Source organism: Vibrio sp. 1CM8B (assembly GCF_023161685.1).
GTDB classification, from domain to species: domain Bacteria; phylum Pseudomonadota; class Gammaproteobacteria; order Enterobacterales; family Vibrionaceae; genus Vibrio; species Vibrio coralliirubri.
On record NZ_JALNTU010000001.1, the window covers coordinates 201,246 to 214,934 of the forward strand.

The following is a 13,689-nucleotide window of genomic DNA, read 5'->3' on the forward strand; positions in this document are numbered from 1 at the left end:
CCATGCGATTTCTAAACAAGCCATTTTTATCCGTACTCCTAACATTGTTGTTGGGAGCTTTCTCGTCCTTCTCAGTATTGGCTGCCAACGCCGTGGCGAGTGTTTCACATAACAGTGTCACCAAAGATGAAGTCTTCCTTCTTAGAGTCGCAACCGATGAAAAGGTCTCTTCTGATGCTCTAGATCTAACAGCGCTCCAGCAGGATTTCTATGTCGGCACACCAAACTTTGGGTCATCGATGCGAATCGTCAATGGCAGCCGTTCGGTGTCAAGTGAATGGAACATCAGCCTTGCTCCTCTGCGTTTAGGCAAGATCCAGATTCCTAGCTTCGATATTGAAGGGGCGAAAACTCAGCCTATCACCATCAATGTTGCAATTAACAAAGCCGCTCCAACTCAACATGATATGGCAGAGTTCCAGCTTAATCTCAGCAAGAACTCGCTGTACCCACAAGAAGTGGCTGAGCTTGATGTAAAACTCATCATCAAAGCTGACCCAAGAAGGCTGCAAGATCCTAAAATAGCGCCACCGAGCTCGCCGGGCTTAGATGTGGAACCTATTGGTGAATCGAAGCAATTTCAAGATGTTCTCAATGGACAAGAGGTGACGGTAGTTCAACAGTCTTTCCGTATCTCTTCACAAAAGGCCGGACAGTTTAAGCTGAATGGACCGAAGCTGACTGGAGCCGTTGTTTACTCAACCAACAACTCCAGTGCAACGCGTCTGTTCCAGCTCGACACGCCCGTTGAAACCTTAGATGTCACCGTCAAAGAGGTGCCAAAAGGCTACCAAGGTGAGTGGTTACCAACATCAAACTTCAAACTGATTCAACAATGGTCAGATAGCCAAGGCAATCAACTGGGAAATAGTAATGGTTTAGAAGGCGACAACCAAACCATTGAAATGGAAGCGGGTGATTCGTTAACTCGTACCATAACCATGACGGCTAGCAACTTAACGCAACACCAGCTGCCAAAACTGAATATCACCTACCCTAATTCGGTACGTGTTTATGAAGAGAAGCCGCAATTTGGCACAACTCAGTCAGGTGATTCTGTCGTTGTTTACAAGCAAGTCTTGATTCCGAAAGAGGCAGGAAACATCTCGCTTCCTGATGTGTCTCAAGCTTGGTTTAACACCGATTTGCAATCAGAACAAACAAGCAAAGCGCAGGGGCTAGAGTTAGCGGTAAAAGCAAGTGATCGCGCAGCGTCAAGCACTCCACCAGTAACTGCTACGCCCGCCCAACAAGTAAGTCCGACGGTTGTAACTGTAGATAGCCCTGGGATCTGGCCTTATCTCACCGCTCTGTTTGCTGCTTTATGGGTAATCAGCTCAGCGATGGCTTTCTATTTCTGGTCACGACGTGGTGTAACGACAAAACCAACACACATAGTTGAACGTCAATCAGATACGGCAGACGCTCTGATTGAAGCGCTGAAAACGAAAGATGGCGTGATGACCAGAACCTTGTATGAACAGTGGAAAGCTGAAAACCCACACTTGGATGATGAAACGTTAGAAGCCGTCGAAGCCGAGCTAAGCAAGCTCAACCAAAGCCTCTATGCTGAAGCTGATTCACCAAGTCAATCATGGGATCCTTCTGAAGCAATCAAAGCAATTAAGAAGCCAAAGCGGGTCACAAGCAAAGCACGCAGGAGCACATTGGAAAAGCTTTAGTTAACTAGCAATCTAAGTAAGCATAAATCTAAGTAAAAAAAGAACGAAGCCGTGATGACCACATAGTGATCATCACGGCTTCATTCTTTTGCGTTAGGAAAAAACAGATACCACACTAAGAAATTAAAACTGCGACCTTTTTACGCTTTAAAGCAGAAACGATTCGATTTCTCCCAGAGTCTTTGGCTTGATACAAGGCTTTGTCTGCCTTGCCATACAGTAGGTCGAAGTCAAACTGGCGCTGATCAGAAGTTATCGAGGCATACCCGACAGACGCGGTTAGATACTGGCTGGTACTGCTTTCACAATGGAGGATCTTCGCCTCTTCAATGCATTTTCTGATCGACTCTGCTCGCCGCTTGGTCTCAGAGTGGTTGGTGCCGATCATCAACAACATAAACTCCTCTCCCCCAATACGACAGAAAGTCTCTTGCTCATCGTATACATGGTTATTCAGTATCTTACCTATCGAGCGTAAAGCAGCGTCACCTTCGGTATGGCCATAAACACTGTTGTACAAACCAAAGTGGTCGAGGTCGACAAGGATCAATCCAAATGTGACTTCATGTTGTGTGGCAAACGCACCTTGATCGTCGCAGTTCAAATCTTCTAACACTTGCGACAACATACGACGATTTCCGAGGCGCGTCAGCGGGTCTAATTTAGAAATGATATCCAACTGTTCATTGGCTCGTTCAAGCTCTTGAGTGCGTTTACTGACCTCTTGCTCAAGCGTTTCATTGAGCTTTTTAAGCTCCTCTTGCGCCATGGTTCTTTGCAACACCTCTGCGAGGCTAGAGGCAAAGATACGAATCACTTCGCGAAGCTGGGAAGTTAAGGGACTGCGAGTTAATAGGTTATCAGCAGCGATAAACGCAATCGGCTCACCTGTATTGGTGGTGAGCATGGTCATTGCCGTCCAACCTACCCCAACAATATTAAAGTCATGATAAATTGGCACTGATTCTTCAAATGCGACTTGATTAGGACAAGCGCGAGCCGCTGAAACAATGTTGCGCTCCACCAGCTCTGAACGATAGTAGGACTCGTCGACAATATCGCCTTTTATGTCGGTGCCCCATGTACCTTGCATGTAGCTGCAATTCTTATCCGTCAGGAAAACCGCCAATCGGTCGATGCCTAGGTGTTGAATAGCAAAGCTAACCGCAGACTTACACACCTCACTAACACTGTCGCAGCGAGACAACTCCACCATGCTCGAGTGCAGCATGCGTATGTTCTGCTCTTGGCGTTTACGAATGTATATCTGAGAGAGCAGCGAGCCGAAGGACTCAAGCATCTGCTTTTGATAATTGGTAATGGGTGAACGGTGGATGTAGTTATCCATCGCAATCCAGCCGACCGGTTTATCCCCTTCACGCAAGATAAGCATCCCATTCCAGCCCTGCCCCACCACCTTGCCTTCGGTGTAGAGTGGCGCTTGTTCAATAATGACTAAGTTGGTGTGGTTGTCAGACAGTGCCTCAATGTATTCGGCTTCAAGCTGGTGTAAATCATATTGAGTATGATGTTCGCTGTTGGTTTTACCCGTTTCGTCAGTGCCGTAAGTACCACTAAAGCAACGCTTTTTCATATCAAGCAACATGAAGATCGCACGATCAAAGCCTAGGCGATCGCGTACGGCTTCTACTGATGCTTTATAGAGTGCATCTAAAGTTTCGGGATTAGAAAGCTCTAACGCCACCTGATGAACTAGCTTCATGTTCTCGACAAACAATTCACGAAGCTTAATCTCATCAAGGTATTGAGCTTCACGTGTGTCTCTGTGTTTGATCTCAAGTGCCGCGTTCTTCTCAGCACGAATACACTGCCAGCGAGCGGCTGCAAGTTGAAGAACATCTAGATCTTGGTCGAAGGTTTGATTGATCTTTTCGGCATCGCAATTTTGAACAATTAAATAAGTTCTACAGGCAGGCGCATTGTCGAGCATCATGATGAACGACTCCCCACCGAGCACTTTTATGTGATCCCAGTTACAGGTATTGATTGCCATAGGTAAAACACCGTCTGCGGTGTCGAACTGTGAAACCCAAGGCCAAAATGTAGAGGGGTAATTCTCAAGAGAGGTTAATTCACCGTAACAAAACAACGGCAACGAATGGCTTTCCGGTATCGGCTCAGCAAATATCCCTATCCCTTTTGGAGCAAGCATTTTAGCCAAATAGCCAAAAAGAGACTCTGCCAATAAACGGTGATCACGCGTAGCAGATATTTGTTTTGCAAAGGCTTTTACAGGCACAGCTTCCGTCCGTTGGCTATTGAGAATACAGCAAAAATACAGAAGCCTTGATATGCAATCAATGTAACTAAAAATGAGATGTTAAGCGGGTCGCAATTTCACTTTTTACATTATCACAAGCATGAGAAGGACTACAAAAATGGGATTTCCTGCCCAAAATTTCATCGACATTGGGACTTTTTTAAAGGCATAAAAAAGCCCCACCTAAAGTGGGGCAAAACTTCCATCGCTTATAGTTATAGTGATAATTCTGTCGATCTATTCGATTATCTAACCTGCGTATCAGTTAGCGTGCTAGTTTTGCTAAAAGGCCAAACACAGCACTTGATTAATCAATTAACCAAAGTCACCGTTTACGTAACCTTTAGTACGATCATCTTTTGGCTCGCTGAAGATAACACTTGTTTCGTTGTGCTCTACAAGCTCTCCCATTAGGAAGAAAGCAGTACGGTCTGAAATACGACGCGCTTGCTGCATAGAGTGCGTTACGATAACGATAGTGAAGTCTTTCTTCAGGTCTTCCATCAATTCTTCAATCTTGTGTGTCGCGATTGGGTCAAGAGCCGATGTAGGTTCATCCATCAGGATTACATCCGGTTCCATTGCAATTGTACGAGCGATACATAGACGTTGTTGCTGACCACCAGACAAGCCAAATGCGTGTGCTTTAAGACGGTCTTTTACTTCGTCCCAAAGTGCTGCACTGCGCAGTGAACTTTCTACTACTTCATCAATGTGCTTCTTGTCTTTGATGCCTTGAGCACGCAAGCCGTAAGCCACGTTCTCGTAGATGCTCATTGGGAATGGGTTTGGCTTTTGGAATACCATGCCTACGCGAATACGCAGGTCAGCCACATCAATATTGCCGTAGATGTTTGTACCATCCATATCCAGCTTACCTTTGATAGTAACGCCTTCAATTAGGTCATTCATGCGGTTCAAGCAACGTAGTAGCGTTGACTTACCACAACCTGATGGGCCAATCAGTGCCGTAACCTGACGAGTTGGAATTGGCAGGTTGATAGATTTAAGCGCTTGGTTGTCGCCGTAAAACAGATCTAGGTTCTCAATATCAAATTTGTTCATGTTCGTAATCTCTAAATTCTTAAATTCGTGTCTAACTTGATGCTTTCTTTATCACGGGGGCTCTCTTTATTGATGAGCCAGCTAATGAGCTTAGTAAGTTGCCGTGTTGAAGCGTCTCGCAATCAGTTTTGTAACCATGTTGATCAAGAGAACCAGTACGATTAGGACTGTCGCCGTGCCGTAGGCTTGGTTCCACTCATCGATAGTAAATAGCTCTGTTGTCAGCTTATAGAGGTGAACCGTTAGTGTACGGCCAGAATCGAATACCGACTCAGGAACACGTGCCACCATACCTGCTGTTAAAAATACAGGTGCTGATTCGCCAATTACACGACCAATACTAAGAATGACCGAAGTTAAGATACCTGGCATTGCGCTTGGTAAGATCAAACGCCAGATAGTGTAGATTTTTGAAGCGCCAAGGCCATATGAGCCTTCGCGGTAAGTTTGTGGCACTGCCATCAATGCTTCTTCTGTAGTACGAATGATTACAGGAAGAATCAGGATACTTAGCGTTAGTGCACCCGACAGAATCGAGAAGCCAAGACCAAGAATCGAAACAAAGAAGGTCATACCGAACAGACCAAAGATGATCGATGGGATACCAGCTAACGACTCAGTACAGAATCGAATCACTTTCACCAATCGGCTACCTACTTTCGCATATTCAGTTAGGTATATCGCCGTCATGATGCCTAGTGGCGCGGCTACCGCAATCGATGCAATTACCATGTAGATCGTGGCAATGATCATTGGGAAAATACCACGTTCTTCACCAGTACGAGTGTAATCATCAGTGATGAAGTTCCAATCTACGTATTGCAGACCGTTCGATAGGATGTACCAAATAATCCAGAATAAGAAACCAACGGTTACAGCTGCAGCTGCCCAGATAAAACCTTTTAGGATGTTATCTTTGGTTTGACGTGCTTGTTTTAGTTTTACGCGATCCATATTACTTATCCTCGCCTACTTCGCTTTTTCACGGTTAAGATAAAGTAGAGCACCATTTAACATCATGATGAACACTAGAAGTACAACACCTGTTGCGTACAGTGCGTTAGCGTGAACGCCACTTGCGTAAGACATTTCAATTGCAATGTTTGCTGTTAGCGTACGAGCAGAGTCCAAAATGCCTTCTGGCATTGCTGGCGCGTTACCCATAACCATGATGATTGCCATGGTTTCGCCAAGTGCGCGACCAATACCCAAAATCACACCAGTCATAATGCCTGAACGTGCAGCAGGAACGAGTAGCTTAAAAATCGTGTAGATTTTCGAAGCACCCAGTGCAAGTGAACCTTCTTTGTATGTGCGAGGTACAGCACGAATCGAAGTTTCAGAAACCGTGATAACGGTAGGAAGAATCATGATACCCAGAACAATGATACCCGCTAGGATAGTGTTACCCGCTGGTACTTGGAAAACGTTCTGAATCATTGGAACGATAATTACTAGACCGAAGAAGCCGTAAACTACCGACGGGATACCCGCAAGAAGCTCAACTGCTGGTCGAATAATATCTGCAAGACGCTTTGGAGCAATCTCAGCAATAAAAATAGCGGTTAATACACCAACTGGCACACCAACAACTACAGCTCCAAGTGTCGAAACAATCGATGCAACAATCATGGTTGCAACACCGAATAGAGCTGGAGGTAACCAGTCAACACCCAGAACGATGCCAGAAACACCAGCCTCTTGGAATGCAGGGATACTCTCTGCAACGATAAAGTAAGCGATAACGGCTAGTGATACGATGCCGATTACAGCACTCGATAAGAACAAGCCGTGGAAGATTCTTTCTCTCCAGTCGATGCGCTTCTTAGCACGTAGACTTGGCTTGTTGATTTGAGTCGCTTCAGTATTCATAAGCTTTTCACTATTTGCGATGGTCATATATAAAATCTCAAACTTTGTGGCTCAATAAGAGCTCGAAATAAACAAAGTTGAAAGAAAAGGCTCAGCCTAAAGCAGGCTGAGCAATAATTAAGATTGAGTCAGTTAAGATTAGTTAACTGTGATGTAGCCTTTTTTAGCTGAGATAGCTTGAGCTTCGTCTGCAACCATCCAGTCTAGGAATTGTTGAGTTTCAGCTGATGGAGCGCCATCTTTGTAAAGAACTAGGAAAGGACGAGCAACTTTGTAAGAACCGTTCTTAACGTTGTCTACAGTCGCAGCAGCGCCGTCGATAGTTAGAGCTTGAACAGATTCGTCAACTGTACCTAGAGAGATAAAGCCGATAGCGTATGGGTTGCTTGCTACAGAAACTTTAAGTGCGCCGTTACCGTTTGCAACTTGTGCACGTTGAGAGATAGCCGATACTTTCTTATCGCCAATCTTCTTCTTAAGCTTCATGATGTCTTCGAATGCACCACGTGTACCAGATGCAGTATCACGAGTGATTGCTACGATTGGCTTGTCAGCACCGCCAACATCTTTCCAGTTAGTGATGTCGCCTTTGTAGATTGAAGTGATTTGCTCAGCAGTAAGAGCAGATACTTCGTTGTTCGGGTTAACAACAACTGCGATACCGTCACGAGCGATAACTAGCTCTTTCAGGTCAGCTGTTTTCTCTTCTTCTTTTAGGTCACGAGAAGAGATACCAAGGTCAGCACTTCCATTTTTTGCTGCTTTGATGCCTGCAGAAGAACCTGGTGCTTGAATTTCGATGAACACTGGTTCGCCTTTATTCATGTAGGTTTCTGCAAAAACTTCAACCAGTGGAGAAGCACTGTTAGAGCCAACTACAGAGATAGTTTCTTTAGCTGAAGCTGTATTCACTGTTAGAGCGCCTAGTAGTGCGATTGCACCGATAACTGTCTTTTTCATCACAAATTTCCTTTAGTGGCGTTATTGCCGTAATGTTGTGTTTTGCTTGAACGAGGCCTACTTTAGAATCTGAATATGACAGTTGTGTTTCACTTAATTGAAGCCTATATGACAACTACAACTTATTTTCTTGTTTCTCCCCTACCAAATAGCCTTAAAGTAATAAATTAGCCCCACTCATAGGCACCGAAAATTCATTCCAACCTATTTAAGCTAAACCGCTCAATATCTCGCCATCCCTTTTATTTTATTACCTAATACCACACAAGGTTCTGTGCCAAATAACCCTACCTTAAAAATGGCTAAAGCCTTGTTTGTACAATAAATATTCAAAATTTATCAAATATCTATCTCATATATCAAAATCGAATTCATTACTGATTGAATTGTCATTCTCAGAAGTTAGAATCACCTGCTAATTACAATAATAACAATTGCTTCTGCTCATTTATTTATTCAAAGAAGGACATTACATGCGCCAACTTCTCAGTGGCTTATCTATAAAAATACAAATTCTCATTCCAGTACTCTTTTCTGTCGTATTACTTTTGACGGGTGTCATTATCGGTGGTGACAAACTGGAAAGCGCTTTTAAAGATGTATCAACAGCAACCGATCAACTTATCCTACATAAAGAAGAACTCAGCGAAATCGTCGACAACAGCTATGGCATGCGTATCAAAGCAATTTACAGCCTATTCAATGCTGACGACGTAAAAACACTGGTTGAAACACTAAACCAAAAACGCGACCAAAATACTCGCCTGCTGAATTCATTAGACACAGTGCCAGGCATGCAAGATGAAGTAGCAGCGATGAACAAAGCGATGAATCACTATGTCGACTTTTCTCGCACCACCATGCTTCCGCTATTAAGAGCGAAACACGGCGATGCGTCACTCTCGTCAGATTTTGAAAACCGCTACCAGATCGCAATCGACCAATACCGACATGCGGGTAATGAAATGGTGCAAGCGATCAACACTCTGTCTAAGAAGCTGAACTTGCTTGCCGCTCAAGAGGTCGACATCAACGGCCAGCAACACGCTAGCACGCTGACTACTGCGACCATTGCACTGTTGGTGATCCTGTCTGTAGCTCTAATTATCAGTTGGACGCTGGCTGGCATCATTGTTAAGCCGATCAGCAACATTCAAGAAACCATGCGAGAAGTAGCAAAAGGTAATTTGTTAGTTAAAGCAGAAGAGTATGGCGACAACGAAATCTCACGCCTTGCTCAAGACGTAAACCAGTCTGTTGAACAGCTGCGTGACACGGTAAGCTCGCTTTCTCGAATCAGTATCGAAGTGGCTTCTGCGTCGACAGAGTTAGCGGCGGTAATGACCCAATCAAGCGTTAACTCAGACCAAGAGAAACAAGAAGTGGAGCAAGTCGCTTCTGCTGTAAACCAATTAGAAAGCACAGCAGCACACGTTAATGAGAACGCAGTACAAGCTGACTCAGCGTCTAAACAAGCTGACGAAATGGCGACACACAGCATGAGCTTGTTTAATGAAAGCAACAAAGCTAACGAACAGATGGCGATTCAGCTAAGCGAAGCTGCAAATGTTGTGGGTACGCTAAAAGAGCACTCTGAACAGATTGGTAAAGTGATTGAGGTGATTCAAAGTATCTCTGAACAAACTAACCTGTTGGCGCTTAACGCAGCAATTGAAGCCGCTCGCGCGGGTGAAAGCGGTCGTGGTTTTGCAGTGGTTGCTGATGAAGTTCGAATGCTAGCGGCACGTACACAAGATTCAACCAAAGAGATCCAAACCATCATAGAAGGTTTGCAGGTTCAATCCGGTAACGCGAATGAAAGCATGAGTAGCTCACTGACGATGTTAGAACACAACCAAACTCTTGAAGGTGAAGTAAGCGCGGCGCTTTCAGGCATTGCTAACTCGGTAACGGACATGACTGAGATTAATACTCAGGTTGCCTCTGCCGCTGAAGAGCAAAGCCAAGTAACCTCAGACATCAACCGTAATATCTCAAATATCTACAGCTTAGTAAGCCAAAACGTAACCGGCATTACTCAAGCCGCTGCAGCAAGCCACGAGCTATCTAACCTAGCTGAGCAACAGAAGCAGCAGTTGGACTACTTTAAGGTTTAAGCTTCAGGGTACGAAGTTCAAGGCAACAGATTCAAGCTGTATGCTCTTTAGAACTCGCCTATAAACAAAAAACCAGCCATCATGGCTGGTTTTTCGCTTTTAGACACTACTGACCAGATTCAGTCGCTCGAATTCTTTCAATCGCTTCTACCCTTCTAAGCTGTTCTGGTAGGAAATGCTCTGTCCGAAGTTGCGCAATTGTCTCTTGTTGTTCGGTTTCTGATAAGGCTGAGTCGTTCAAAACATCATTTCGTTCTGCGAAGTAGACCTCTAACGAGCCTTCAAAGGCCGCTCTTTGTTTATCAAGTGCTTCAAGTCTTTGGGTTGCTTCTTCACCAATAAGTTCGCTTCTCTTTAAGTATTTACCCTGTTCATCGAGACCTTCAGAGCTAGAGAGCTGTTGGAGTAACACCTGATTCTGGTGACTCGACTGAACATAATCGGGTTGCTCAGATAGATAGGATTCAAGTCTTTGTTGGTATTCTTCATCCTCTAATCCCTCCTGTTTCAGAAGTAACTTTTCTAAGGCGATTTCTCTCATTCTGTTGTCATGCGTAAACAGAATACTTATCTCGCTCTCACTGAAAAACTGAGCTTGAAGGTTAAGGAGCGCTTGATTGAGTGCGCGTAGGTCATCAGTGGAAATGGATGTGGTATCGAATTGTACGTCCAACGATGTCAGTGCCGACTTATACTCTAGATATTTGGCAAACAGTGCTTCATCGACCACGGCTGTTGATGATTGCTCGTGGTGTTTTGCTACATTGCCTCGAATATCTTCGAGGGTTAGTTCGGTATTACCGGACACGAAGTATTCCATCATGTCTTTGGCTGATGCGTTATCGATGTCGGTATCTTTCTGAGAGGCAACTTTCAATGCGGAGACGCGTTGTTCGTCGTCAGTATGTGTATCTTGATTATTTAGATATAAAAAGACCGCCGCCGTACTCATCAGGGCTATCGTGGTTATCGACAAAATGGCGGTCTTTTTCATCATACTTTCCTTGTTTTCTTATTAAACGGCTTTGCAGACTACAAACCAGCCAACTTCAATCGATTGGCATGTTGACGATATAGAGTTACAGGGTCGGTTTCAAACAAGTGGTGAATCCCCAATAACCCATTGATCTCATCTAGGTGGTTCATTTTGTAATCATCACCAATCACTTTGCCCAAATGGGCGCTGCATGCCCCTACTAACCCGTCATTAGGTTCATTGAAAGCTAAGCCTAGGATTGTCATGGCTCCGTCGGTAGGATCAAGAAGGTTGGTAAAAGTGGAAGATCCTGTCCATGAATAGTAATAAACGCCGTTACTTGCTTGCCACTCACCATCGCCACACTCAGACGTCGGAACGCCCTCAGGGTAAAACTGGTTGAATGCTAGCGAGCCTTCTGTGGTCAATGCTTCAAGAGAAGCGAGGCCGTCTTGGTCGAGATCCGTTCCACCAGATAAAAGGTTAATCAGTGTCGTTAACCCACCCGCTAATTTAACCGCAATACCTTCTGTGACTGAGCCTTCAGATACGTTCCCTCTAACGAGATCAGCAACCTTAGAACCTTTATGCACACCGCCAATACTGGTCACTGAAGCAACAAAATCCGGTCGAACCGACGCAACATAACGAGCCGTAGGCCCACCGTGGCTATGACCAACCAGATTCACCTTACTTGCTCCTGTTGCAGCTAACAGCGTTTCAACTTGGCTGAGTAACTGTTCACCACGGACCTCAGAACTGTTGGTTGCTGAGACCTGAGCGACATATACGCTCGCACCATCTTTAGTTAGGGATTCAGGTACGCCATAAAAATAGTCGACGCCCGCTAATGTATCGAAACCAAACAGACCATGTACCAACATAATGGGGTATTTCGTTTCAGTGTATCCGCTGGCTTCTAATGCTGATGCGCTCGTTCCGGCATATACGCCAAAACTGGATAGGCAGGCTATCGTCCAAATTAATATCTTTTTCAATGCTCTTTCCTTAAACAGATTAGACCTCTGATGAGTAAAAGAACCGTAGATGATGATTTTATAAAACAGAAAGTAACGATTTGATATTTGTGATGGCGAACTTGAATTAAACAGTTGCGATGAACATCAGACGACCAGAATCGTGATAAAAAATAAAACCATAAGCAATTGATTAAATTAATATTTAGTTAATATTAATGAGATTGTTCATTCAATATCCCGACTCAAATATCAATTCCAAATTCTCAATAAACCAAAATTTTTCGACAAATAACCGTTTGGAAACAGGTATTTTTCAACCATAAACTCGTTGAAAACTTGATACTTATGCCATTAACGACACACCACAATCCTGAATGTATTGACGTTAATTATTAATTTTAGATATAGGTCGTACCAGTTATTTACTTATCCAGTTATCAGCAAGAAACAAACAACAACGTTTTTGTTTGGCTCATCTAAATATAAAAGAGAATACAGTGATGAAAAATACGGCTTTAATACTCACGTTAGCCCTGCCTTTTGGCGCTTATGCCGCTGAAGACTCAATACCAACACCAGAATCGATTACATCTGCACAAGTACTCAGTACACAAGGCTCAGAGACCTATTCATATGTTAGATGTTGGTATCGAACCGATGCCTCTCATGACTCCCCAGCCACCGACTGGAAATGGGCAAAGAAAGAGAATGGTGATTACTACACGATCAACGGATATTGGTGGTCTTCTGTTTCTTTCAAAAACATGTTCTACAGTGATGCGCCTCAATCTGAAATCAAACAGCGTTGCGAACAGACACTCGACATCCAACATGACGCCGCCGACATCACCTATTTTGCGGCAGACAATCGCTTCTCTTACAACCACTCAATCTGGACCAACGACAACGCTTTTCAAGCCAATAGCATCAACCGTATTGTAACCTTTGGTGATAGCCTGTCCGACACTGGTAATCTATTTAATGGCTCACAATGGGTTTTTCCTAACGCAGATTCGTGGTTTTTAGGGCACTTTTCGAATGGTTTAGTCTGGACAGAGTACTTAGCAAAAGCGAAAGATGTCCCTCTGTATAACTGGGCAGTAGGCGGCGCAGCAGGTACCAACCAATACGTAGCATTGACTGGTGTTTATGATCAAGTCACCTCTTATCTAACCTACATGAAAGTTGCCAAAAACTATCGCCCGGAAAACTCACTATTTACTTTAGAGTTTGGTCTCAATGACTTCATGAACTACAACCGAGAAGTTGCCGATGTAAAAGCTGACTTTAGCAGCGCGCTGATCCGCTTAACGGAATCCGGTGCGAACAATATCCTGCTGTTCACCTTACCCGATGCAACCAAAGCCCCTCAATTCAAATACTCTACCGAACAAGAGATCATAAAAGTTCGTGGCAAGATCTTAGAATTCAACCAGTTCATCAAAGCTCAAGCCGAGTATTACCAAGGTATGGGGAAAAACGTGGTGTTGTTCGATGCGAGTGCGTTGTTCGCCAGCATTACCGATAACCCAGAACAACATGGCTTTCGAAACGCGAGTGATGCTTGTCTTGATCTCAATCGAAGCTCAGCGGCCGACTACCTGAAAAGCCACAGCTTAACCAATGATTGTACGACCTATGGTTCAGACAGTTATGTCTTTTGGGGCGTGACGCACCCAACTACGGCTACTCACAAATACATCGCAGACCATATCTTGGCGTACTCGTTCTCTACCTTTGATTTCTAAAGCCTTTA

Annotated in this window: 10 protein-coding genes; 3 read left to right on the forward strand and 7 right to left on the reverse strand. The window is 44.2% G+C overall.

Annotation, left to right across the window (positions count from 1 at the left end; translation table 11 throughout):
* The first annotated feature begins 2 nt into the window (after nucleotides 1-2).
* Nucleotides 3-1,682 carry a BatD family protein gene (locus MSG36_RS00830; protein WP_248365819.1) on the forward strand — a complete coding sequence of 560 codons (1,680 nt, stop codon included), beginning with the start codon at nucleotides 3-5 and terminating at the stop codon, nucleotides 1,680-1,682.
* A gap of 115 nt (nucleotides 1,683-1,797) precedes the next feature.
* On the opposite strand, the gene MSG36_RS00835 is transcribed toward MSG36_RS00830, so the two are convergent.
* From MSG36_RS00835 to MSG36_RS00855, 5 genes are all read right to left on the reverse strand, one after another.
* A complete protein-coding gene (locus MSG36_RS00835; protein WP_248365820.1) occupies nucleotides 1,798-3,942 on the reverse strand; it encodes a GGDEF domain-containing protein in 2,145 nt (714 codons plus the stop codon).
* Nucleotides 3,943-4,278: 336 nt separating this feature from the next.
* A complete protein-coding gene (pstB, locus tag MSG36_RS00840) occupies nucleotides 4,279-5,028 on the reverse strand; it encodes a phosphate ABC transporter ATP-binding protein PstB (RefSeq protein WP_004732036.1) in 750 nt (249 codons plus the stop codon).
* Between the two features lie 90 nt (nucleotides 5,029-5,118).
* Nucleotides 5,119-5,982, reverse strand: a complete 864-nt coding sequence (gene pstA, locus MSG36_RS00845; RefSeq protein ID WP_017064256.1) for a phosphate ABC transporter permease PstA — start codon at nucleotides 5,980-5,982, stop codon at nucleotides 5,119-5,121.
* Nucleotides 5,983-5,997: 15 nt separating this feature from the next.
* Entirely contained in the window at nucleotides 5,998-6,927 is a 930-nt protein-coding gene (pstC, locus tag MSG36_RS00850; RefSeq protein WP_017064255.1) for a phosphate ABC transporter permease subunit PstC, read from the reverse strand.
* A 111-nt stretch (nucleotides 6,928-7,038) separates the two neighbouring features.
* Nucleotides 7,039-7,860, reverse strand: coding sequence for a phosphate ABC transporter substrate-binding protein (locus MSG36_RS00855; protein ID WP_048609800.1), 822 nt, complete (start codon nucleotides 7,858-7,860; stop codon nucleotides 7,039-7,041).
* A 473-nt stretch (nucleotides 7,861-8,333) separates the two neighbouring features.
* Here MSG36_RS00855 and MSG36_RS00860 point away from each other — a divergent pair, with 473 nt between their 5' ends.
* Entirely contained in the window at nucleotides 8,334-9,977 is a 1,644-nt protein-coding gene (locus MSG36_RS00860) for a methyl-accepting chemotaxis protein (RefSeq protein WP_248365821.1), read from the forward strand.
* Between the two features lie 106 nt (nucleotides 9,978-10,083).
* Here MSG36_RS00860 and MSG36_RS00865 read toward each other — a convergent pair whose 3' ends face one another.
* Nucleotides 10,084-10,971, reverse strand: coding sequence for a lipase secretion chaperone (locus MSG36_RS00865; protein ID WP_248365823.1), 888 nt, complete (start codon nucleotides 10,969-10,971; stop codon nucleotides 10,084-10,086).
* A gap of 38 nt (nucleotides 10,972-11,009) precedes the next feature.
* On the reverse strand, nucleotides 11,010-11,951 hold the full coding sequence (locus tag MSG36_RS00870) for a triacylglycerol lipase (RefSeq protein WP_248365824.1): 942 nt from the start codon (nucleotides 11,949-11,951) through the stop codon (nucleotides 11,010-11,012).
* 482 nt (nucleotides 11,952-12,433) lie between these two features.
* Between MSG36_RS00870 and MSG36_RS00875 the strand changes: the two genes are divergently transcribed.
* Nucleotides 12,434-13,681 (forward strand): SGNH/GDSL hydrolase family protein, encoded by a 1,248-nt coding sequence (locus tag MSG36_RS00875; protein WP_248365825.1) that lies wholly within the window; start codon nucleotides 12,434-12,436, stop codon nucleotides 13,679-13,681.
* Nucleotides 13,682-13,689 lie beyond the last annotated feature (8 nt).